Annotated in this window: 21 protein-coding genes and 1 pseudogene; 10 read left to right on the plus strand and 12 right to left on the minus strand. The window is 40.1% G+C overall.

Annotation, left to right across the window (positions count from 1 at the left end; translation table 11 throughout):
- The first annotated feature begins 1,074 nt into the window (after positions 1-1,074).
- The 3 genes from purL (at position 1,075) to NI462_RS15030 (ending at position 6,184) form a co-directional block, all read left to right on the plus strand.
- Positions 1,075-4,908, plus strand: a complete 3,834-nt coding sequence (gene purL, locus NI462_RS00195; RefSeq protein ID WP_253158609.1) for a phosphoribosylformylglycinamidine synthase — start codon at positions 1,075-1,077, stop codon at positions 4,906-4,908.
- Between the two features lie 120 nt (positions 4,909-5,028).
- Entirely contained in the window at positions 5,029-5,772 is a 744-nt protein-coding gene (locus NI462_RS00200; RefSeq protein ID WP_253158611.1) for an abortive infection family protein, read from the plus strand.
- 286 nt (positions 5,773-6,058) lie between these two features.
- Entirely contained in the window at positions 6,059-6,184 is a 126-nt protein-coding gene (locus NI462_RS15030; RefSeq protein WP_004645654.1) for a KGW motif small protein, read from the plus strand.
- Positions 6,185-6,226: 42 nt separating this feature from the next.
- Here NI462_RS15030 and NI462_RS00210 read toward each other — a convergent pair whose 3' ends face one another.
- Positions 6,227-7,969, minus strand: a complete 1,743-nt coding sequence (locus NI462_RS00210) for an FAD-dependent oxidoreductase (protein WP_253158613.1) — start codon at positions 7,967-7,969, stop codon at positions 6,227-6,229.
- A gap of 170 nt (positions 7,970-8,139) precedes the next feature.
- Between NI462_RS00210 and NI462_RS00215 the strand changes: the two genes are divergently transcribed.
- The 3 genes and pseudogenes from NI462_RS00215 to NI462_RS00225 all read left to right on the plus strand — a co-directional run bounded on the left by NI462_RS00215 (position 8,140) and on the right by NI462_RS00225 (position 10,965).
- Complete coding sequence (locus NI462_RS00215; protein WP_253158615.1) at positions 8,140-9,021, plus strand: LysR substrate-binding domain-containing protein; 882 nt, start codon at positions 8,140-8,142, stop codon at positions 9,019-9,021.
- Positions 9,022-9,038: 17 nt separating this feature from the next.
- Positions 9,039-9,356 (plus strand): YqfO family protein, encoded by a 318-nt coding sequence (locus NI462_RS00220; RefSeq protein ID WP_253158617.1) that lies wholly within the window; start codon positions 9,039-9,041, stop codon positions 9,354-9,356.
- A 145-nt stretch (positions 9,357-9,501) separates the two neighbouring features.
- A pseudogene (locus NI462_RS00225) lies at positions 9,502-10,965 on the plus strand (carotenoid oxygenase family protein).
- 405 nt (positions 10,966-11,370) lie between these two features.
- Here NI462_RS00225 and NI462_RS00230 read toward each other — a convergent pair.
- The 4 genes from NI462_RS00230 to NI462_RS00245 form a co-directional block, all read right to left on the minus strand.
- The gene (locus tag NI462_RS00230; protein ID WP_253158619.1) at positions 11,371-11,697 is read right to left on the minus strand and encodes a hypothetical protein; all 327 of its coding nucleotides are present in this window, start codon (positions 11,695-11,697) and stop codon (positions 11,371-11,373) included.
- 285 nt (positions 11,698-11,982) lie between these two features.
- Complete coding sequence (locus NI462_RS00235) at positions 11,983-12,453, minus strand: MarR family winged helix-turn-helix transcriptional regulator (protein WP_085064150.1); 471 nt, start codon at positions 12,451-12,453, stop codon at positions 11,983-11,985.
- A 957-nt stretch (positions 12,454-13,410) separates the two neighbouring features.
- Positions 13,411-14,205, minus strand: coding sequence for a nitroreductase family protein (locus NI462_RS00240; RefSeq protein ID WP_253158621.1), 795 nt, complete (start codon positions 14,203-14,205; stop codon positions 13,411-13,413).
- A 71-nt stretch (positions 14,206-14,276) separates the two neighbouring features.
- Positions 14,277-15,077, minus strand: a complete 801-nt coding sequence (locus NI462_RS00245; RefSeq protein WP_114540872.1) for an enoyl-CoA hydratase-related protein — start codon at positions 15,075-15,077, stop codon at positions 14,277-14,279.
- Between the two features lie 103 nt (positions 15,078-15,180).
- On the opposite strand from NI462_RS00245, the gene NI462_RS00250 reads away from it, so the two are divergent.
- Positions 15,181-15,750: a nicotinate-nicotinamide nucleotide adenylyltransferase gene (locus tag NI462_RS00250; protein ID WP_004731698.1), complete on the plus strand. Its 570-nt coding sequence runs from the start codon at positions 15,181-15,183 to the stop codon at positions 15,748-15,750.
- Here the strand turns inward: NI462_RS00250 and NI462_RS00255 are convergent.
- On the minus strand, positions 15,747-16,661 hold the full coding sequence (locus NI462_RS00255) for a LysR family transcriptional regulator ArgP (RefSeq protein WP_253158623.1): 915 nt from the start codon (positions 16,659-16,661) through the stop codon (positions 15,747-15,749). The two genes, NI462_RS00250 and NI462_RS00255, sit on opposite strands and share 4 nt — an antisense overlap.
- Positions 16,662-16,764: 103 nt before the next feature.
- Between NI462_RS00255 and NI462_RS00260 the strand changes: the two genes are divergently transcribed.
- Both NI462_RS00260 and NI462_RS00265 read left to right on the plus strand, forming a co-directional pair.
- Complete coding sequence (locus tag NI462_RS00260) at positions 16,765-17,370, plus strand: LysE/ArgO family amino acid transporter (protein WP_005247545.1); 606 nt, start codon at positions 16,765-16,767, stop codon at positions 17,368-17,370.
- A 407-nt stretch (positions 17,371-17,777) separates the two neighbouring features.
- Entirely contained in the window at positions 17,778-18,341 is a 564-nt protein-coding gene (locus NI462_RS00265; protein WP_253158625.1) for a YceI family protein, read from the plus strand.
- Positions 18,342-18,428: 87 nt separating this feature from the next.
- Here NI462_RS00265 and NI462_RS00270 read toward each other — a convergent pair whose 3' ends face one another.
- The 5 genes from NI462_RS00270 to dapD form a co-directional block, all read right to left on the minus strand.
- Positions 18,429-18,887: a peroxiredoxin gene (locus tag NI462_RS00270; protein ID WP_253158627.1), complete on the minus strand. Its 459-nt coding sequence runs from the start codon at positions 18,885-18,887 to the stop codon at positions 18,429-18,431.
- 87 nt (positions 18,888-18,974) lie between these two features.
- The gene (locus tag NI462_RS00275) at positions 18,975-19,388 is read right to left on the minus strand and encodes a hypothetical protein (protein ID WP_005097581.1); all 414 of its coding nucleotides are present in this window, start codon (positions 19,386-19,388) and stop codon (positions 18,975-18,977) included.
- A gap of 16 nt (positions 19,389-19,404) precedes the next feature.
- Positions 19,405-20,073: a 7-cyano-7-deazaguanine synthase QueC gene (gene queC, locus NI462_RS00280; RefSeq protein WP_195725782.1), complete on the minus strand. Its 669-nt coding sequence runs from the start codon at positions 20,071-20,073 to the stop codon at positions 19,405-19,407.
- A gap of 35 nt (positions 20,074-20,108) precedes the next feature.
- Entirely contained in the window at positions 20,109-20,819 is a 711-nt protein-coding gene (gene queE / locus NI462_RS00285; RefSeq protein WP_253147590.1) for a 7-carboxy-7-deazaguanine synthase QueE, read from the minus strand.
- Between the two features lie 131 nt (positions 20,820-20,950).
- The gene (gene dapD, locus NI462_RS00290; RefSeq protein WP_004645637.1) at positions 20,951-21,772 is read right to left on the minus strand and encodes a 2,3,4,5-tetrahydropyridine-2,6-dicarboxylate N-succinyltransferase; all 822 of its coding nucleotides are present in this window, start codon (positions 21,770-21,772) and stop codon (positions 20,951-20,953) included.
- Positions 21,773-22,091: 319 nt separating this feature from the next.
- Here dapD and carO point away from each other — a divergent pair, with 319 nt between their 5' ends.
- On the plus strand, positions 22,092-22,823 hold the full coding sequence (carO, locus tag NI462_RS00295) for an ornithine uptake porin CarO (RefSeq protein ID WP_004645636.1): 732 nt from the start codon (positions 22,092-22,094) through the stop codon (positions 22,821-22,823).
- A 56-nt stretch (positions 22,824-22,879) separates the two neighbouring features.
- On the opposite strand, the gene NI462_RS00300 is transcribed toward carO, so the two are convergent.
- Positions 22,880-24,109: an OmpP1/FadL family transporter gene (locus tag NI462_RS00300; protein ID WP_253158629.1), complete on the minus strand. Its 1,230-nt coding sequence runs from the start codon at positions 24,107-24,109 to the stop codon at positions 22,880-22,882.
- Between the last annotated feature and the right edge of the window lie 7 nt (positions 24,110-24,116).

Here is a 24,116-nt window from a genome sequence, read left to right on the forward strand (position 1 = left end):
ACTGATGAAGTGTCTATTTGGTAAGATTCTTAGCTGATATAAACGTGTGGGCCTGTTATTCTGTTAGTTGAATAAAAAAGAAAATTTTCTATATTTTTTCAGCAATTACAAATATTTATTTTAAACTTTTCGAGTTAAATAAAACCTGAGAATACGGATTAAATAAAAAAGGTAACAAAATTTTATTATTAATCATTTCTTCATTATTTTTTTATATAAGCCTCATAATTCCTGGTAAATTTCCTCATAAATATAAGTGGTATTTTGCTATTTATATTGTGTTTTTTACGCATAATAGAGCTCATGAATAAATGATGAAATTTCAAAATATTGGATATGGTGGGGGATTTTGTCGATATATTTTTTGGTCTTTTAGATGAGTAAATTTCGCTTAATTATGATCTGAGAAAATAAATATCAAATATGAAAGAATAAAGGGATCAAATAAGGGATTTTATTTTTATTCTTTTAGAAGATGAGAGTAGGTGTCCGGTTTTTTCCCCGCAGATGATGTCAAATTAAAATACCACTCATTATTAATTACTCATTTATATGGCGGAGTAATTTTTGTCGGATGCTGTAATGGCGGAGACGAGCGGAGAATTGCTCTTTGTATTTCATAAAGGCAGAAGACCTTTAACCAGTTTTCTAATCTTAAAAGTCAAAGTTAAGAGTCAATCAAAATAATTAAAAACAGTCTGCAAAAAATACGACTTCATGAAATCTTGTAATCAAGTATTTCATTTTGGCCTAAATCGGAACTTTGACAGGTCATGACAATAAAACCTGAATTTGATTTTGCACTGATTGCTGTTGAAAAATAATACAATTTTTATGCAGAAAATTATTCTGAGGCGGTTTTGATTTTTCTTGAAAAAAATGTGTTAACCTGTGAGACTACATTCAATTTTCCTGACTGAAAGTAAACGAAATATTTTAAAAGTCCAGGATATTTCAGACGTACTTTTCTGATTTGGCATCTAGCCGATTTCCTTATTTCACAGTAGAATATGCGCTCTCTCAAGTCACATTGTGGCATGGTTGTTCAGACCATCCCGTGGAGCCAAAATCAGCATGTTTATCGTTGCCGGTGCACCCGCACATTCTTCTTTTAAGAAAACTCAACTATTATCGCGTTTGACGTCAATTAGTTCTGTTCAATCAATTGAAAGTCAATGGGTCTACCTCTTTGACCAAGCGCTCAGCGAGCAACAACAGCAATCAGCTTTACAGCTTCTCAACGATGGTCAATCTTTTAAATTGCACCAGGCTGCAAGTGATGAAATCCAGATTCTAGTCACACCGCGCGTCGGAACCATCTCTCCTTGGTCCTCTAAAGCGACGGACATTTTCAAAAACTGTAATACGCCGGTTCATCGACTTGAACGCGGCGTTTTGTTTACTTTGAAGGGCGTAAAAGAGCTCTCTAAAGAAGCATTGCAAGTACTTCACGACCGTATGACCGAAAGCGTATTCAATGCGATTGAAGATGCTGCGGTATTATTTGTGGAAACTGCGCCAAAACCATTGAACTCGATTGATATTCTGGGTGAAGGTAAAGAAGCACTGGTAAAAGCCAACAACGAGTTTGGTTTTGCATTATCAATGGACGAAATTGATTACCTGACTGAGGCTTTCATCAAGCTAGGTCGTAATCCGAATGACATCGAACTGATGATGTTTGCGCAAGCCAACTCTGAGCATTGCCGTCATAAAATTTTTGGTTCAGAATGGACCATTGATGGTGAAGTTCAGCCTTTGTCATTGTTCCAGATGATCAAGAACACCTATAAAGAATCACCAACAGACGTATTGTCAGCTTATAAAGATAACGCTTCGGTGATTGTTGGTTCGGATACCCAGCGTTTTTATCCAACCCAAGAAGACAACGGCCATCAGGTTTATAAATACAAGAGCCAAGCTGCTCACATCCTGATGAAAGTGGAAACCCACAACCATCCAACTGCGATTGCGCCATTTGCCGGTGCAGCGACAGGTTCAGGCGGTGAAATCCGTGATGAAGGCGCGACCGGTCGTGGTGGTAAACCGAAAGCAGGTTTAACCGGCTTTACGGTATCTAACCTGAATATTCCAGGCTTTGAACAGCCTTGGGAAGAAAACTACGGCAAACCATCACGTATGGCATCGCCGTTACAAATCATGATTGAAGGCCCATTGGGTGGTGCTGCATTCAATAACGAATTTGGTCGTCCAGCTTTAAACGGTTACTTCCGTACTTTTGAACAAAACGTCAATGGCGATGTTAAAGGTTTCCATAAGCCAATCATGATCGCGGGTGGTTACGGAAATATCCGTCCAGATCACGTTGAAAAAGATCCGATTTTACCGGGTGATTTGTTAATCGTACTCGGTGGTCCAGCCATGCTGATCGGTCTTGGCGGTGGTGCTGCATCTTCTGTAGATAGCGGTAAATTGGGCGAAAACCTAGATTTTGCTTCGGTACAACGTGAAAACCCGGAAATGGAACGCCGTTGTCAAGAAGTGATCGATACTTGCTGGCGCATGGAAGACCATAACCCAATTGTGTCGGTGCATGATGTAGGCGCGGGTGGTGTATCAAATGCTATGCCTGAACTGGTGAATGATCATGAGTTAGGTGCAGTGCTAGATCTTCGTAAGATTCCATCTTTAGAACCTGGCATGTCGCCAATGGAGATCTGGTCAAATGAAGCGCAAGAGCGTTATGTATTGGCGATTCGTCCATCTTCTTTAGAATTATTTGAGTCAATCTGTGCACGTGAACGTTGTCCGTTCGCAGTACTGGGTGAGGCGACTGAAGCACGTCATTTAACTGTTGAAGATCCATTGTTCGGCAACAAACCAGTGGATATGCCAATGCAGGTGATGCTTGGTGGTACGCCACGTATGAGCCGTACCTATGAAACGATTGAACGCAAAGGCGATGACTTTGATGCGGCTAAAGTCACCGATTTAAAAGATGCGATTTATCGCGTTCTTAAAAACCCGACTGTTGCTTCTAAATCATTCCTGATCAGTATTGGTGACCGTTCAATTACCGGTATGGTCGCACGTGACCAAATGGTAGGTCGCTGGCAGGTTCCTGTCGCAGATGCTGCTGTGACTACAACAAGTCTTGTCGGTTACACTGGTGAAGCGATGGCAATGGGTGAGCGTCCTCCAGTAGCCTTGTTAAATCCTGCTGCTTCTGCACGTTTATCGGTGGCTGAATCGATCTCGAACATCATGTCTGCGAAGATTGAAAAAATCAGCGACATCAAATTGTCTGCAAACTGGATGGCTGCTGCGGGTCAACCGGGCGAAGATCAGGCATTGTTCGAAGGCGTGAAAGCCATCGGTATGGAAATGTGTCCTGCACTGGGTATCGCGATTCCAGTCGGTAAAGACTCATTGTCTATGCGTACCACCTGGAATGATGAAGGTGAAGACAAGTCTGTGACTTCTCCAATGTCGGGCGTGATCACTGCATTTGCGCCAGTGACTGATGTGCGTCAAACATTGACTCCTGAACTGAAAGATATTGAATCTATATTGGTTCGTATTGATCTGTCTAAAGGTCAGTTCCGTTTAGGCGGTTCGATTCTGGCGCAGGTATACAAAGCAATTGGTTCAGTTACTCCTGATGTGGATAGCTTCGATGACTTCAAAGCATTCTTCGCATTAGTTCAAGACTGGAACAACCGTGGTCTGATCAAGGCGTATCATGACATCGGTGATGGTGGTTTATTGGCGACTGTTGCAGAAATGATGTTCGCATCACGTCTGGGTGTTGCTCTAGAAGATCAATCAACTGCAAGCCTATTTGCTGAAGAGATTGGTGCAGTTCTACAAATTGCCAAAGCAGATTGGGAAGCATTACAAGCTGAAGTTGCAGCATCTACGCTTAAAGATGCAATTGCAGTGGTTGGTAGTGTAAACAATACGGACCAATTGTCTATCAATGGTCTGGTACTTGAACGTGCTGACCTGCAAGTGGCATGGACTGAAGTTTCTCATCAAATCCAGCGCCTACGTGACAACGTACAAACTGCAGATCAGGAATTTGCCTTAATTACTGATAAAGCGCACAAAGGTATTATCGCCCAACCAACATTCGACTTGAACGAAGCGATTGAAGCACCTTTCATTAACTTGCGTCGTCCAAATATGGCAATTCTGCGTGAGCAGGGTGTGAATGGTCATATTGAAATGGCGGCAGCTTTCGACAAAGTCGGTTTCAATACCGTTGACGTCCACATGAGTGACTTGCTGGCAGGTCGTATCAGCCTGGATGATTTCGAAGGTTTGGTAACGTGTGGTGGCTTCTCGTATGGTGACGTGATGGGCGCTGGTGGGGGCTGGGCGAAATCCGTATTGTTCAATGCTAAATTGCGTGACCAGTTTGAGAAATTCTTCAACCGTCAAGAAACCTTCTCGCTCGGTATCTGTAATGGTTGTCAAATGTTGTCTCAATTGGCTCCATTAATTCCGGGTGCGGATGCTTGGCCACGTTTCCATCGCAATACGTCTGAAGTATTTGAAGCGCGAGCAGTGAACGTTCGTGTGGAAAAATCGAATTCAGTATTGTTACAAGACATGCAAGGTTCGATTCTGCCGATCGCTGTGGCGCATGGTGAAGGTCGTGCAGTTGCAACGGCGGAAAACTTTGCTGCACTGAATGCATCGAATCAGGTGGTTCTACGTTATGTCGACAGCCATGGCAATGCAACTGAACAATATCCGTTGAACCCGAATGGTTCACCGGAAGGTATTACCGGTGTAACCTCTCAGGATGGCCGTGCAACGATTATGATGCCGCACCCTGAACGTAACTTCCGCGCGCTCCAGCATTCCTGGAAACCAGAAGACTGGGATCAAGACGGTGCTTGGTTACGTATGTTCCGTAATGCACGTAAATTTATTGGCTAATTGATATAATCAAGAATTAAAAAAGCCCCGAAAGGGGCTTTTTTAATAAGCAAATTATAGATTTATAGGTGATTAGATATAGAATTGAAAAAGATTAAAAAATGAATAAAGAGTCCTCAAATGTCCGATTTAATTGAAAAAGTTTTACTTTTACAAGAATTGCTAATAGCTAGAGCTACTGATACTTATGAAAAAGGTTCTTCAGAGGCATTTATGCAGCTTAGACAAGAGTTACTGACATTTAAAAACTTTTATGAATATATTCCATTTTTTATTAAAGACACACGCACATTAGATGAATTTGAAGCTAGGATTAAGTGGGATTTTGAATCTTACGCTGAACGTGAAAATTATATTTATTCGGAATTTAAAGAATTCTTTAATGTATTAGAAAGTCTAGATGTTCCTCCATTGGATCAGGTAGTACAGTTGAAGATTGCTGAATTAAGCTCGGATTATATACATCAAATATGGCAGAAAGCATTAGAGCGAAGAAGTACAGATCCCGAAGGTGCGATTACATTAGCTCGAACACTTTTAGAATCGACCTGCAAATATATTCTTGATGAATACGAAGTCGGTTATGGCAATGCTCCAGATATAAATCAACTGTATAGATTGGTGATTAAAGAATTAAACCTTGCTCCATCTCAACATACGGAGCAGACTTTCAAACAAATTCTCGGAGGATGTAGTTCCATCATTGAAGGTTTAGGATCATTGAGAAATAAAGTGGGTGATGCTCATGGGCAAGGTAAAATAAACTTTAAACCTTCTCCAAGACATGCAGAATTAGCAGTGAATTTGGCTGGTACAATGTCCGTGTTTTTATTCTCATCTTGGAAATTAAAACAAGGTGAATGAATTTTTTATTATAAATATTGTTTTTAAATAGTATCTTAATTTTACTGTATGGAAAAATTAAAATAAATTCACTAACATAGGATTATTCAACCACCAATTTGGTGGATTTTTGCTTTTTAAGCATTCTGATTTTTTAATTTTTTTTCTTCCTGCTGAGTTGGTTTAGATTTTGCTTTTATATTGTATATAAAGTGCTATGGTATGTTTTATGCACAACTTTATTGCACTATAAAAGAAAGATGGAATAGATCGGTTCAGTATCAATTCTCAAAGATGAGGTGATGACATGGCTAAAACACTTAGAATAATGGATAAGGCGGCAATGCGTCAGAAAGGCTGGATGTTGTTTTGTATTGTTGTAGGACTACAAATATTGTTCGTTGTGGGCAGTTACTTGCTGCAGGGTTCTTGATCATCAGCTTTAAGAAAGCCACCATTAAGGTGGCTTTATAATTTAAATAACCAATTGAACCTGCTTCAATACCGCCTTTAACGTATTTTCATAATCAAAAGCTTTATTGGTACTGTCCTGATAACGCCAAGCCACATAACCATCCGGACAAACCAGTACTGCACCAGATTCATGAATTTCAGACTTGGCATTCCAGGTTCCATACACATCACGATAGCCACGTGAACCAATCTGAGTCACATCCAGATATGGCAAATCCAATGCTTCTGCCGCCTGTTTCCAGCCTTTACCGGATAAACCTGTGAGCAGGGTAAAACGACCTTTACCCGTAATATCCAGTGTCGACTGCTTTTGACCTTTGGCATTGATCAGCCAAGTATGCGGAACTTTAGCGCCTGGGCGAGTGGTTGCCTGTAAATAAAGCTGCTCATCTTTTTCAAAAATCTCAGGCTCGGATTCTGCAATCACCGTATTGGAGCTATATCGCTGGTTCAGTTCTACACCTTGTGCATTAAATTCGAAGTTTTTAATTTCCAAAGCTTCAAATAGTTTTTGACGGATTTCAGCACCTTGCTCATCTTCCGCAAAGATACGTTCCAGCATTTGCTTCTGAGTCGTCACACCTTGATCAAAACCAAAGACTTCTTTCAGGTATTTATAATCAAAACGTGACTGGTTCGCACGCGCTACAATCTGCTTGCCGACCGGTGCACGCTCGGTGGTATAGGAATCCAGCAGGGAAGGTGCAGCCCAGCCTTTTACCGCGTATGCCAGTTTCCAGCCTAGATTAAAGGCATCCTGCATGCAGGTATTTGAACCTAGGCCACTCGATGGTGGATGACGGTGTACTGCATCACCACCACAGAACACTCGACCTTTAGAATATTCAGTGGCCCAGGTCTGGTTCACATACCAGTACGATAATTTCTGGATTTCAACTTCTTCGACTTCAGTACCAACAAAAGCATTCAGGCGGGCACGGACCTGTTCTTCAGTAACTTGTGGTTCGCCTTTGGAAATGTCAAAGCCCCAACCCATGATCCATTCATTCCATGGCGTAATGGCACGTAACAATCCCATACCGAGATCGCCAAAGCTGGCTTCAGGATTCACGATCCATTGCAGAATCGCAGGACGGTGCTGAACGTATTGAGAAAGATCAGCTTTAAAGGTCACATAGACGGTACCGGCACGTGCCATCACGCCTTCCAGTGGCAAGCCGAGCTGTTCCAATACACGAGATTTTGCCCCATCCATACCCACCAGATATTTTGCTCTTAAGCTAAATTCAGTATTGGTAATGCGGTTCAGGAAAGTAGCAGTCACGCCATCTTCGTCCTGCACATGTGACAGGTATTCAGTATTGAAGTTATAAATTGCACCACGTTCACCGGCATTTTTCACCAGTAAAGCTTCCATTTTTGGCTGAATCAGATCGACTAATGGACATGGACTGCCTTGGATATAGTCACCATGACGTTCATCACCGGTACCCCATGCACTTAAACGGGCGATTTCTTCGCCGACCAGACTGGTGGTAATCAGGCTTTCACCCATCTGTTCCCATGGTGTTGCAATCTCTTTAACCTGTTCTTCAATACCTAAATCACGTAATACTTCCATGGCACGCTGATTGGTAATATGGGCACGTGGACTATTGGCCAGCCAGCTAAACTGGGTAAACAGTTGTACCTTGATACCATAATTCGCCAAAGCCAAACCTAATGTTGAACCTGCAGGACCGGTACCAATGATCAGAACATCAGTGTCATAGTGTTGTGTCATACAAGACTCCATGTGTATAGGTGAAGAACAAGCTATCTATATAATCAGGCAGTCTAGTAAAACAGGATCTGTTGATATAGCGATATTCATATAAACTATCGACCTATTCTTATTTGCAATACGTGGGTCATAATCTTAAGATGCTGACCTGATCAGAAACCGGGCAGGCTATGGAACTTCGACATTTACGCTATTTTATTACTGTGGCGCAGCAACAAAGTTTTACCAAGGCTGCCGAAAAACTGTTTACCGCTCAGCCGTCATTAAGCCAGCAAATTAAGGATCTGGAGCAGGAAGTAGGCGTCATGCTGTTTGATCGTTCATCCAGAAAGGTCAAACTCACCGATGAAGGGCAGGCTTTTCAGATCTATGCCGAAAAAGCACTGGAAAATGCCAAACTGGCAGTAGCAGCAGCGCGTCAGGTTGCGCAGCAGAAAAATAACCAGATTCACATTGGCTTCCTGAATGTCGCAGAAATAAAAGTGATGCCACAGATTCTGGCTCAGCTTAAAAAAACCATGCCGGACTTAAAAATCCATCTGCATAGCCTGACCTGTATGGAACAGATTCAGCGGCTAAAAAATGCTGAACTGGATTTATGTATTACCCGCTTTCATCTGGACCATCCAGATTTTGAGAATATTCATTTATTAACCGAGCAAATTTATCTGATAGCCGCTCAGCACTTACATTCTACAGATCGAATCCTGAAATTACAGGAACTGAAAAATCACAATATGATTATGTGCGAGCAGAATGCTTCGCCCGTATTTTATGAAAAGCTGGATAAACTGCTTTGTATTGATCAGTTCGAACATGAACAGCTGTTGTGGGTGACCAATGTCTTGCAACACATTAATCTGACCAATATGGGAATGGGCTTTAGTTTTGCGCCCGAATATTTACTGCGTTTTTTGAATGATCATGTGAAAATCATCCAGACTGATCAGGCACTGCCAAAACTGGGTTTGTATGCAACATTTAACAAGAATTCCCAAAATCCTGCATTGAAGATGATTACCCAAGCGCTTAATAATACGGCAAGTATCTGAATTTCAGGAAGGAATATATGTTAAAGCTGATTTACTACGTGCCAGATGAAAATCTGGAAGACACCAAGAATGCGATATTTGTAGCAGGAGCGGGCGGTATTGGTGAGTATACGAATTGTGCCTGGCAGGTTTTAGGAACCGGACAGTTTAAACCACAGGAAGGTGCAGATCCTCATATTGGTGAAGTGGGTAAACTGGAACAGGTGGAAGAATGGCGGGTAGAAATTCTGGTGCCAGATGAAAAGGCGGTTGATGTGGCCAAGGCGCTGAAAGAAAGCCATCCTTATGAAGAGCCAGCCTTTGAGTTTATTCAGCTTCTGGATATCGAAGTCTAAAATTATAAAAGTTACGTTCTATTACGGCACGGCGTATTCAATTTGATGCGCCGTTAATCTAGATTCAGAAAACAGCCAAACCACTTTTGTTATTATCATTTCTGCCAGAATAATCCAAAGAAAAAAGACAATAAGGAAAATAACAATGCCGTGGCCAAAACCGCTGAGTAGCGTGCTTAAGAATACCCTCAGCAAATCTATCCAGTACGGTACAGAAATCCTGCATCAGCGCATTCCGTAGTCGCTGGATAATCCCTATCTGGAAGGTATATTTGCACCAGAGCGGCAGGAACACTTTTCCACAAATTTAAAGGTTGAAGGGCAGATTCCTGCAGAACTGGATGGCGCATTAATGCGGATTGGCCCAAATCCTATTAACATCAAAAACCCACGCAACTATCACTGGTTTACGGGCGATGGCATGTTGCATGCGCTCAGACTTAAAGGTGGTGAGGCACATTGGTATAAAAGCAGTTATATCGGTTCTGCCAGTGTGCAGAAAAAACTTCATCGACCACAAATTCCAGGTAAAACGCTAGGTGTCGCGGATGCAGTCAATACCAATGTTATCCACTTTGCCGGAAAAATCTGGGCACTGGTAGAAGCAGGCGCATATCCAGTTGAATTGAATGCTGCACTGGAGTCAAAACGACATCATTTGTTTGAAGAGGATCAGGATCTACCATTTACTGCCCATCCGCATATTGATCCTGAAACGGGCGATATTCATGCGATTTGTTATGATGCTTTAAGTCAGAACAAAGTTTTTTATTTGCAGATAGATTCAAAAGGTAAGTTGAAACATCATGTCGACATTCCAGTGAAACATGGTCCGATGATTCATGATTGTGCCATTACCAAATCTCAGGTGCTGATTCTGGATCTGAATGTGAACTTTTCTGTACGCAGTGCTTTAAAGGGTTCAATGTTGCCATATCAATGGAATCCAAAACGGCAGGCACGCATTGGTATATTGCCATTTGGTGGTAAGGCAATAGATATTCGCTGGTATAAGATTGATCCCTGTTTTATTTTTCATACCGTGAATGCTTATGAGCTGGATTCTGGTGATGTGGTTATGGATGCGGTGGTGCACTCCAAAGCATTGGTCAGTTCGATTCAGGGACCGATTGAAGATCAGGATATTTGGCTGGAGCGGTTTATTTTTGAACACGGTACTGGAAAAGTGGTGCGGACGATATTATCCGAGATGAAACAAGAATTCCCACGGATTAATGAAGCTTATACCGGACGGCCTTATCGCTATGTCTACACTATTTCCTTTGGCGAGTTTGATGATCCTCCTCATGTCAGCAGCAATACTCTTTTGAGCCATGATGTGGAAACTGGCAATTCAGAAAGCTATTCTTTTGGAGAAAACTGGGTGACAGGAGAGGTGATATTCGTCGCACGGCAAGGGGCTCAAGCCGAAAATGATGGTTGGCTGATGTCTTATGTTCATGCTTTAGATGGACGCCCATCCAAAGTGGTGATTCTGGATGCACAGCAGATGACGACAGGACCGGTTGCAACCATTCATTTGCCGGTACGTGTACCCATCGGGTTTCATTGTAACTGGATTGATTATCGGAAACTGAGAACAATATGAGCTTGAGTTGTTTACAGATAGCTATATAAGCAGAAGCCTACCTGAAATTAAGCGGGCTTTATTATAGGCTTACAATTGAAATTCAATTCCAGAATTCCTGATATTTTGAGACCCAGTACAATTTGGTTTCTATATCGTAGCTACCGTCAGGGTTCAGGGAAATGAGGTAATGAATCTCTTTACCTCGACTACGGTTGCCTTTACCTTCAGGAACCTGATACTTGTATTTTTCTACTTCTTTAGGTGGGGTGAGGACAATCTGTTTCCATGCAGAAGGGGGAAGTTTGTCGATAGCAGTTTCAATATTTTTCTTAAGAATGGTTGTATTGTATTTAAGTGCATTTTCGTCCTTACCTAGAAATGCATCTTTGGTAACAGCATAAGAGGTTACTCTATCACCAGTAATTATGACTTTTTTCCTTTTAGTTCAGGTATTTTTTGTTGCTCTTCATAAGTTAACCAAGGTGCATATTCAATAATAATTTGTTCAGGCACATAACCTTCAGGGGACACCTTACAGCGACTATAGGTTGTAATATATTTTTGCTTTTTTATAGGATCTGATGTGCCCGACAAGTTGCCACATTCAGGCCAGTTGTCTCTGTAAACCACATCCTGTCCTTTTAAGTGGTCATTTATCTGAAATGATATTGAATTTTTCATTGGTATAGCTGAGCATCCTGATAGGGCTAGACTAGTCGTTAAGCTTATTAAAAGCATTAAATTCTTCATTTTGATTCCCCCCCCTTTTTTTGCTGCATTAAATGTTAATGCTGTCCCGTAATTGGCTTTGATCTAGTTAAAATAATTTATGATTTGAATTAATTTTTTAAATATTCTTATTATATAAATATTAATTAAACAGATAATTATTTTTTAATTATAAAAGATATCTATTACTTTTAAATAGATATCTTTTATGCTAATTATTATAATATTACGTCCTTAAGTTTAAAAAATATAATTTCCCCTGATTTCAACTAAAATTTTATATACTTTAATTTACCTTTGATTCAATTAATGCGAAGGAGCCAGATTGCGGAAAATATGCTTAAGACTGTGTAGCATTTTTTCAATTTGCAACGGTGTTAAACCATCGAAAGATTGCTCTAGTACAACAACACTAAGATCATTAATCTTTTTAATCATTTGCTGACCTTTTTCGGTTAATAATACTCGGGTAATTCGTGCATCATCCTCACAGGAATAAGTATGTACTAATCCCTCATCTTTCAGGCGATAGATGATTTTAGTGGTAGTTGACATCTTATAAATCAACATGTCAGATAAATCAGAAATACTCGCTCTATTTTTAAATTTTAATGCCAGCAAAATACGTCTTCGAGAATTGTCTAAACCGTATTTCTTTAAGGCATAGTCAACATTTTGCACATATTGGGTATGCACTTGACTAATCCAATGATAGGGTGAATCTTCTAAATTAAAATCTGTAGGAATGGATAAAAATTTACTATACTTTTTTGTCATGGCCTCAACTCTTCTGTATGTTAGGGTCTTTTTAATTTGTTTAAAAAATGCATTTTATTTCAAAATATTTGCTATCCTGTTACAAGGTTATGAATCTTATCTTCAGTACGTCTTCACCTCCTATTTAACTTCTGTTTAAGATGAACCCTCTAATTCTTTTTTGCTTCTTCGAGCCTCTTTTTATAAAAGAACTAGAGAGCCAAAATTTCAGTCACATTTTTTTTTATTTATCTATTGTTATTATGCGAACTGATTAAATCATCTTAATGATTAAATGATCTATCACAAAAAATACCATTTTCAATTAAGAAATACTTAAATATTTGTTCTGGTTAGCATTTTTTTATTTCGGAAAATTCATCTTTCTTTTTACCTTAACTTTAATTCAGTAAGCTTAAGATAGTTTTATAAGTCTTTTTAAAATATATTAAGATATTGTTTTATAATAATATTTAATTTTTTTTATACTTTTAAAGTATAAAAAATAGCTTCATAAAAAATAGAAGAAAAATAAACTATCTTTTAAATTCCACAATAGACATTTTGTGTGATTGTGTAAAAAATTTTTAAACTTTTTAGCTCGGCTTAATTTTCGATTAAAAAGAAATTTAACTAGAGAAATCACTAAATTGGATCTTGAATTCAAAACTTATAATCAAAAAATTAATGGAAGAAGAATCGGAATTGTACATATTTTGGGTAGTGTGGAAGCTTTAAAAATATTTACTGAGCACTAGCCAAATAATGGGAAAAGACTCAATCTAAGATTTAATTTCTGGCATCTAAAATTTGCACCTGAGTAAAAAATAACTTATGAAAGGGCACTAATAAAAAATATGAAATTTCCGTTAAGATTTATCTTATATAGTTTTTAACGAATAAAGAGTGAATGATGTGACATCCATGTCACAAGAGATCTACCAGATTTAAGCTATTTAATTTCTATAGGTGTGAAGCTTAAACCTTCTGAATAAACAGTTCACGATCAAAACGGTACTGCGGGAAGAATACTCCATCTTCAGCGCGTTCACCCGCACCAATTACCATGACTGGATACTGTTCATCATTTAATTTCAGAATTTCACGAACCATCGGCTCATCAAAACCTTCCATCATACAGCTGTCAAAACCATAAGCACGTAAAGCTAAGACCAGATTTTCACAAGCGAGCGCCGTCGTTTTGGTCGCCCACAGTTTTGCATCAGCCGGACTGAAAGCAGATACTGGCATTTGTTTATCCAATGTACGGGCAACTTTGAAAGCCACTTTCTTAAAGTTACCAAAAGCATTCAGATAACCAGTCTTATAGTTGTAGGGAATATATTTATAGTATTTCTTAATTGCAGGCGGTGCTTCTGGAAATGGAAATTCATTCACATTACGTTTCGCCATTTCATCGATACGGTCGGTACGTGCGATACAGACAATTAGCTCAGAAGCTGTTTTGGCTGCCAGTTGACTCATACAAGCTTTGACTAGACGTTTTTTCTTGCCCGGATTTTGTACCACATAAAAAGTCCAAGGCTGCAAGTTCGACGAATTTGGTGCCAACAACGCTAGGTCCAGACAGGCATCCAGAACTTCGACAGGAATTGGCTTTTTGGTAAATTTACGCACTGAACGTCGGCTTTCAATCACCTTACGAAAATTGTCTATATCTATATCTTGAGGTGCAGGTTCGTAATAACGTTTCTTTTCTGGATTTGAACTGTCTGTTGTTTGGGAAGAGGTTTGGGAGTTTTGATTTGGCATACTTCAGATTCTTGGAAAAATAAAAGATTGAGGCAGTCTAAACCACCTCATTGAACTCATAAGTTTGAAAATTAGTTGAATTGTGTGAAATCAGGTTTACGTTTTTGCATAAACGCTTGAACCGCTTCCAGCATTTCTGGCGAGCCGACACGCTGCATGAAAATTTCTGCTTCATGGTCAATCCATTCTACAATTTCATTCACATTGTGTTTCATCAAGGATTTGGATTGCACCAGTGATGCCAATGGCAGGGCAGAGAGCTGGGCAGCTTGTTCTGCTGCTTTAGTGTAAACATCTTCTTCAATGCTATTCACCAGACCTGCGTCGAGCGCTTTTTCGCTATTGAATTTTTGCGCAGTCAGCAATAATTCTGCCGCTTTATGATAACCCGCTTGCTGAATCAACAGCTTGCTTGAAGCGCCTTCAGGCGATAAACCCAGACTGACAAATGGAATCTGGAACAGGGCAGTATTGTCACTATAAACCAGATCACAATGCAGTAAGATTGTCACGCCAATGCCGATTGCAACACCACGCACCGCAGCAATCAAAGGCTTGGAAAATTTTGCAGCAGATTTGAGTAAAACAAACGGCGGGCCTTCAGCAGCGGGTGCCTGACCTTTCTTCGCAGCAGATTTCATAAAATCCTGCATATCATTACCGGCACTAAAGTCTGCATCCTGACCACGCAATACAACTACACGAACTTCAGGCGCCTGATCTGCTTCATCCAAGGCTTTCGCAATCCATAAATAAAGCTCGCTATATAGCGCATTTTTCGCTTCCGGGCGATTGATGGCCAAAGTGAGTACACCATGTTCTAAATTCGCATTCAAATGCTCATGAGGTTGTTGAATACAGCTCAGTGTCATCGTACTATCCTTGCTTTAAAACTTAATTTGATTTTATGGGAATGATTATGTCGCATATTTATTGGGGCAGCACAACTCATGAGTCATAAAAAACTGATCCCTTATGAACTATACATTTGATTATCTGGTTTTCATTGGCCGCTTTCAGCCTTTTCATCTGGCACACATGCAAACTATTAATATTGCCCTGCAGCACAGTCAACATGTGATTTTGGCTCTCGGTTCTGCGCAAAATGAACGCAATATCAAGAATCCATTCTTGGCTTCGGAGCGTGAAGCCATGATCCTGTCAAATTTTAGTCCAGAAGATCAAGCTCGGATCAAATTTGTAGAAGTCATTGATGTTTATAATGATGAAAAATGGCAAAAACTGGTGAAATCGCTGGTGAATCAGGTTATTGAACCGGATGCCAAAGTTGGGCTGATTGGGCACTTTAAAGATGATTCTTCTTATTATTTAAAGTTTTTTCCAGAATGGGAAATGGTCGAACTTGACAGCCTGGAAGATGCCTTATCCGCCACGCCGATGCGTGAAGCTTATTATCGTGGCGAAATTCAACGAGATAAATTTCCACAAGGCACGATTGATTTTCTAGAGAATTTCCAAAAAACCACGACCTATCAGCAACTCAGTGAAAAATTCGCCCAGAATGATAAAACCAATCTGCTTTAAAAGTATAAGGTGGTTATGGGTTGATTCATGGTAGTTTGAGCATGCTGTTTCAAACATTCCCCAAGGATTTCTAAAGCAGGAGACTGTTCTTTCCAGTGATGCCAATATAAGGGAACTTCAATTCGCATCTCACTTGAAAGTTCAAGAAGTCGGCCTGACTCCAGCAAATCCCTGGTTTGATAGTCCGGCAGCCAGCCATAGCCTAGACCCATGACAATCGCATCAAAAAATGCGTGGGTCGATGGAATAAAAAAGTGAGGATATTGAGCAAGGTTCAGGCCAAATTCGTGCTGAATAAATTGGGTATGGAGTTGGTCTTTTTCATTAAAAATAATGGCAGGGGCAAGGCGTAGCGCATCCCGATGTACGCCTTGATGAAACCAGTTTCGGGAAAACTTAGGGGTGGCGACCAGACGATACTGCATCTGTCCGATCAATTCGGCCCGGCAACCTTTCATTGCCTTGGCTTCAGTACTCAAACAGGCATTGACGAGACCTGCTTCTAACAGATGATGAGTTTGAGATTGATCATCTACCTGAAAATGCAGCACAATTTTATGCTGGATCAGCTGGGCTTGTAAGGTGGGTAATAGCCAGGTCGCGAGTGAATCAGCATTGGTGGCAATATTCAGACAATAGAAACCTTCATGTTGCAGCTGTCCACCCAAATCTTGCATCAAATTCTGTTCTAGCAAACGTTGATGCTGTAAATAATGCAATAAAGTTTGCCCGGATTGGGTCACGCGGCAAGGCCGATCTCTGACCAGAAGCAATTGTCCCAATTTTTTTTCCAGACTTTGAACACGAAGGGTCACTGCCGAAGCAGTAATATTTAGCTGCTCGGCAGCCAGATCGAAACTTCCCGTTTTTGCAACTGCATAAAAAGCATCACATTGTTTCGCATTCAGCATTTCTATTATCTAAAAATAATTTAGTTAAATTGATATTAACTTAGTTTTAATTAATCGCACTCATTTTGTTCAATAATTCATTTATTCGAAAAAGGGGAATGTGATGTTCAGTTATATGATGAGTGGTTTTGCTGTGGGAATGAGCCTGATTGTCAGTATCGGTGCACAGAATGCTTTTGTATTAAAACAAGGTTTAAAACAGCAGCATGTGTTCTGGGTCTGTGTGATTTGTGCTTTGTCTGATTCCATTTTAATTCTGCTTGGCGTACTGGGCTTTGCGCGTGTCATTGAACATTATCCGGATATTGTTATATTTTCTAAATATATTGGTGCAGGATTCCTGTTTTATTATGGTTTACACCATGCGATCAGCGCATTTAAATCAACGGAGGTTTTGGCACCAAGTGATCAGCTAACAGAGCATTTTCTACAAGTACTGATGATCTGCTTGGCTTTTACCTGGCTAAATCCGCATGTTTACTTAGACACAGTCATATTGATTGGATCAATTTCAACCCAATACGCCTTAGGAAAATGGTGGTTTGCTTTAGGTGCTATCTGTGCTTCCTGGTTTTTCTTCTTTAGTTTGGGATATGGGGCAAAGATACTGACGCCTTGGTTCCAACATCCAAAAGCATGGAAAATACTGGATGCTATTATTGCCTGTACTATGTGGGGCGTCGCAGTGTCATTAATCCTCAGTATTTGATTCAGGCTACGAAAGTCTATAAATCGGTTAAGAGTTGTCTAAGCGTTTTATTTTAGATAGTGATCGAGAATAGGCAGCGCAGAACACAACTCTTTTCAGTGCTGCAAGTATGGATATTTCAATCTATATTGCGCTTAAAATCAACGATCTGTCTTATATAAAAAATTTATAAAATCAGAATTTTATAAGATGACACCAGTCTCCTGCTAGCTTAGCAGGACCATTTATCAGAGAAAAATCAGCGCAAGTATTTTGTCCGTTAGTCATGAATGATTTTACAAAAACTTCAATAAACTGGTATAAAAATAACGAAAACCTGTTCGCTCAAAAAACAAAAAAAATTAGTTTCAGATTAAGCCGTGGACTTAAATCCGATCAATAAGAAATTAAACAAGGTGGATTTAAAATTGAAAAAAATAATAAAAACTGGGCTCCTTAGTCTAGCGATCTGTTTAGCTTTGACCAGTCAGTCTTTTGCAAGATCATGGACCTTAACTCCCAAAAGTGATGTCGGTTTTGAGATCAAGTCAATGGGACTGACTGTGGTTAAAGCCAAGTTCAATCAGGTTCAATCCACGATGCAGTTTGATGCTAAAGCACCGCAAAATGCCTCAACCCATCTGGCCATGGATGTGGAAAGTTTAAGCTTTAGTAAGCCGCTATTTAAACATATGATTTTGGGCGAAGACCTGTTTTATGTAGAAAAATATAAGACTGTAATTTTTAAAAGTATCCAGTTTAAAGACTTGGGCAATGGCAAATATAATGTTTTAGGTCATTTAACCCTGCGCGGTGTGACCAAGCCTGTGATTTTCGAAACAACCTTTAAACCCAGTATGTCGAATGCCAACCTGCTTGATGTTCAGGCATCTGCTGTGATTAACCGTAGGGATTTTGGTATGAAAAAAGGAATTGCCGGGGTAGGGGATAAAGTTAATCTTCATCTATCAGGCCAGTGTGAAATGAACTAGGGTAGATATAAAATACTTGATGATATGAAAGTTATTGTAAAAAAAGCTCGAATATTTCGAGCTTTTGTCTATACGGTAAGCATGCAATTAAGCAGCTTGCAAAGCTTTTAAATCTTCCAGAACTTGTTCTGCATGACCTGCTGCTTTGACCTTACGGTATTCTTTGACCAGTTGGCTATTATGGAAAATAAAAGTTGAACGCTCAATGCCCATTACTTGTTTGCCATACATGTTCTTTTCTTTAATCACATCAAAGTGATTGCACAACACTTCTTCTTTATCGCTGATCAGATTGATACTCAAATTTTGCTTTTCAGTAAAGTTCTGATGCGCTTTTACCGAATCACGTGATACGCCAAGAATTGTGGTGTTTAAAGCATCGAACTGATCTTTTAAACAGGAAAAGCCAACTGCCTGAGTGGTGCAGCCCGGCGTAGAATCTTTAGGATAAAAGTAGATGACCAGCCATTCTGTATTTAACTGGGTTAAATTGATTTCGCCTGTGGTCGCAGGAAAATTCTGGTCAAGCAAACTAATTTTAGACATAAAAACTCCTGTTTTATTTAAGTTTTTTCAAAAAAATAAGCCACATTATAGTGGCTTATTTCATTAAAGAATAAGAAAAATTGGATCTTATTTCTTTGGTGCCGCTTGAGCTGATTTCATTGCTTCTTCAGTCAAAGTTTTCAGTTTGCCGGTTAACTGCGGACCAAAACATGCTTGAAGATCTTTATTCTGCTTCTGTACAAAAGCTAGAGTACCTGGGCTTTTCTTCTGGTTAATGGTGCTTTGAATTTCCCATTTTTGTGCATTGGTTAATTTGCCATCTGCCTCAATAGCACAACCACAATATTTGCTGACTTCAGCCGCCGTCAATTTTTTGCTTTTGCCAGTTTCATTTTTACAAACATTGATCAATGCAGATTTTACATTGGTGCTTTTATAAGCTTGTTGTAATTTGTCATCAGCCGCTTGAGCCGTAGTTGCGAACATAGCAGCAGCTGAAACAATTGCTGAAAGCACGATGCTTGATTTTAAATTCTTCATAAACTCTACCTTGTTATTACGGTATATAACGTGTCGGGTCTTCAACACCTGCGTCCGCAAAACCCTGTTTACGTAAACGACAACTGTCGCATTTGCCACAGGCACGTCCTTGGTCATCTGCTTGATAGCATGACACCGTTTGACTGTAGTCTACGCCATGTTCAATACCTAAGCGAATGATATTTGCTTTGGATAAATGTAACAAAGGTGTTTCAAATTTGAGCGCCTGACCCTCTACGCCAACCTTGGTCGCAAGGCGTGCCATGTTGGCAAATGCCTCGATAAATTCCGGACGGCAATCCGGATAACCGGAGTAATCAACCGCATTAATTCCGATCACAATCGCTTCAGCTTCGAATACTTCTGCCGCGGCCAGAGCGTAAGACAAGAAGATGGTATTACGTGCCGGAACATAGGTAATCGGAATACCAGCCTGTTCATGGTCGGGCACCTCAATACTATGATCGGTAAGGGCTGAGCCACCCAGATTACCCAGATCAATATTGATCACTCGATGTTCCACACCCGCATGTTGCGTTAAAGCTTTTGCTGCATCCAGCTCGGTCGTTGAACGCTGACCATATCGAAAACTAAGTGCGATACATTCATAGCGTGCCTGCGCCCAAGCCAGACATGTTGTTGAGTCTAATCCGCCAGATAACAGGACAATGGCACGAGGGCGCATAAGCTGATTCTCCAAAAAAAATACTTTACAAAAAATTAACGACCAGTTTCATCATTCCATAACAACTTGTGTAGCTGTAACTGGAAACGAACAGGGAGATGGTCTTCTAAAATCCACTGAGCCAAATCACTTGCCAGTGGTGGTAAACGAACCGCACCTTTTTCAACCGCAAATGCAGGCGAAAACCAAACTGTACTCACTTTGTCTTGAAGTTGGTACAGTTCTAACTGCTGCTTTGACCATTCATAATCTTCACGATTGCATATCACAAACTTGATTTGATCATGTGCAGTTAAATGATCGAGATTAGAAAGCAAATTCCGTGCAACTTCACCTGAAGTTGGTGTTTTTAAATCGAGGACTTTGGAAACACGTGAATCCACTTTGGACACATCTAAAGCGCCACTGGTTTCAAGTGAAACTTCGCATCCTAAATCTGCCAGTCGCTGCATCAGGGGTAGGGCATTGGGCTGCGCCAGTGGTTCACCACCGGTAACACAGACATAAGGGGTTTTAAAATCAAGCGTGGTCTGGATAATATCGTCCAGAGACTGACGCTCACCGCCTTCAAAGGAATAGGTGGTATCACAATAGCTACAACGTAATGGGCAACCGGTTAAACGGATAAATACTGTTGGCAGTCCTGCGGCATTGGCTTCACCTTGCAATGAATAGAAAATCTCCGTAATGCGTAAACCCGCAGACGGATCAGAGACAGGAATTGCGGAAGATCGAAGCGTATTCATAACAAAACTAACCAATGAGAAATAAATAACCGGGTATAAAAATAAAAATCCCTACGATTATTACTAATCGTAGAGACGAGGAGCAGTTGAAGCTCCGAGGAACACAAATGTGTCCTCTAAGTTAAGACATCTTAGTCTTCACGTAATAGATCGTTCAGACTTGTTTTAGAACGAGTTTGTGCATCAACTTTTTTCACGATGATGGCAGCATACAGGCTGTAAGTGCCACACTTAGAAGGGAGGCTACCAGCAACAACGACTGAACCTGCTGGTACACGGCCGTAGTGGATTTCGCCAGTGGCACGGTCATAAATCTTGGTTGATTGACCAATGAATACGCCCATTGAAATCACAGAACCTTCTTCAACGATTACGCCTTCAACGATTTCAGAACGTGCACCGATAAAGCAGTTATCTTCAATAATGGTTGGATTCGCTTGAAGCGGTTCAAGCACACCACCAATACCTACACCACCTGACAAGTGAACATTTTTACCGATTTGCGCACATGAACCTACAGTTGCCCAAGTATCAACCATCGTGCCTTCATCTACATAAGCACCGATGTTGACATAAGAAGGCATCAAGATTACGCCTTTGGCCTGAAAAGAACCTTTACGTGCGACAGCAGGTGGTACGACACGTACACCAGCTGCCTTAAACTGCTCTTCAGTCCAGCCTGAGAATTTAGTTTCTACTTTGTCATAGAAACGAAGATCACAAGCTTCCATTGGTTTATTGTCGTTTAATTTAAATGATAACAATACCGCTTTTTTAATCCATTGATGAACAACCCATTCACCATCGATTTTTTCAGCAACACGTAAAGTACCATTGTCTAGACCAGCAATTACTTCCTCAACTGCTTGACGGATTTCAGCAGAGCAATCTGCAGCTGTAAAATTCGCACGGTCTTCAAACGCTTGTTCAATGATTGTTGAAAGCTGCGACATGATCTTCCTTCCAGAAAAAAATTTTCTAGATTTTACACTATATTGCAGGAAAAATAGTTGAAAGCACTAAAAATAGATGAAAAATAACCAGAAGTGTAGAAAGCGTGAAATTATTAAAGTGATAAGTGTACTTTTTCATTATGTTGAAATGTAGGAGAAGTGTTAGAAAACACTTGGTTCTCAACAAGAAAAATTAATTTGTATCAAAAAATAACAAAAGATGAGCAAAATGTGAATAAAAAATATTTTTTAAGTCCTTTATATTGAGCCTATCACGAATAACTAATGATCAAAATAAGTTCTTTTGAGGAGAGAAATAATGAAATCTTTACATAACATTTTAGCAGTATCAGTCTTAGCTCTAGCAGCGGGTTCTGCGATGGCTGCTGATGAAACAATCGTAACAGATGAAGGCGTTGCTGAATTCTCTTTCTTTAAACCAGCTTCTGTTCGTGCTGAAGTCGGTACTACCGGTTATGGTGGTGCAATTTCCTGGAGTGCTAACCCATATGTAGGCGTCACTTTAGGTTATAACGGCGGTGATATTTCCTGGTCGGATGATTTATCAATCAATGGTTCTGATTATGACTTGGATATGGACAATAATCTGACTTATCTAAATGCTGAAATTCGTCCTTGGGCAAACTGGTTCTATATGGCAGCCGGTGTAGCTTATGTTGATAATCAATATGATATCGATCGCCGAGTTCGTTCTGGTGAAACCTTCTCCGTAAATGATGTTGAATTCCGAGCAAATGGAGATGCACGTATTAGTGGTGACCTATCTTATAAAAATAATATTGCACCATACCTAGGTATTGGTTTCTCTCCAGCAATTACTAATCGTTGGGGTGTGTTTGGTGAAATTGGTGCTTACTACAATGGAAATCCAACAGTTAACTTAACTTCAAGTGGAGCTGCTACTCCTACAAATCCTGGAGTCATTGCTGACTTTAACCAACAAGTTCAGCTGGAAGAAGACGATATTCGTAATGACAACGAATATAAGTGGCTACCAGTAGCGAAACTAGGTGTGAGCTTCCGCTTCTAAGATTTTACTTAATACAAAAAACGGGCTTCGGCCCGTTTTTTGTTTTTAGAACAATTTTAAAAGTGATAACCCAGTTTCAAACCTAGGATCCAGGCACTGTTATCAGAAACTGCGGATAAACCTGCGATCTGTGGCGTAATAGGTTCTGATAAGGAAATTTCAGGTTTTTGAAACTTTAAATAATATAGTCCTGTCGCAATATCCCAGGTTTCTTGAATCTTATAAAGATGACTTAGTCCGATGCCCCAATAGCCATCACTCGGATTCAGGGTTGAAGCCGGATTTCCTGTACCAGAATCCCATAAGAGTTCGATAGAATTTATGCCAAAAGATGGCCATTGATGAGCAAGTCCGATTTTTCCAGACCATTGATCCTCCCGATAATCAATCATCCTGAATGATTTTAATTCTGGGAATTCTAAGGCCGCATAGTCAATCACTGCACCGAATTTAGGCGGCTGAATGACAAAATTTTGCCAGTTCGACCAACGCAGTGTGCCATAGAGCGCATTTTGATCAGTTAAAGCTGTCTGAAAATCCAGATTTACTGACTGAGGAGTTTGAATTTCTGTATAAGGTGCTGGAGTTGTACCTACAACAATCGATTCAGTGGTTTTATTGTGATGAGTGATTGCAGAACGATAGGTCAGTGCGGTTCTAAAAAAATATTCTGGAATCTGATAACTAATTCCTGCAAGCCAGCCCCAAGCGGGATCTCGTTCAAATGTGGCTCTATAACCATTGAATATATAAAATGTCTGCCCGGATAAATATAAATTTCCCTCTAAGCTTTGATAACTTAGCCCTGTATAAAAATTCCAGTTATCGTCTGGTTGAAAGCCAATTAATGAGGTCAAATTATGGCTCTTAAACTGAATGGTAGCAGCCTCAATTGGAAGCGCTGCACCTGCAAAAACAGGATCATAACGATAAGCGATATCTATAGAATAAGGCTGATCGTAAATCAGTCCCCACGACACTTGAGGATTCAACTGGAATTTTAATGCGGCATTGGAAACCCATTGGTTATGGGTAAGATTTCCTGTAGAAAAATCGGTGATGCCTAATTGTTGCAGCTCTTCGGTATGTTGTACCTGACCGCTGATATCAGGGCGAACCCAGGCCAATGAAACTTCAGCATAATGATTTTTTTCAAAAAACGATTGGATGCTTTGGTTAGATTGTTCAAACGCTGCTGCATAACCTGACCCGGAGAAAAACAAGCCCATGGAGAAAAGAGCAAATTTATTATTGATCATCTTGGTATAATTCAATTTATTATGCACGTGATTA

The sequence above is a fragment of the Acinetobacter lwoffii genome (assembly GCF_024129715.1).
GTDB classification, from domain to species: Bacteria; Pseudomonadota; Gammaproteobacteria; order Pseudomonadales; family Moraxellaceae; genus Acinetobacter; species Acinetobacter lwoffii_U.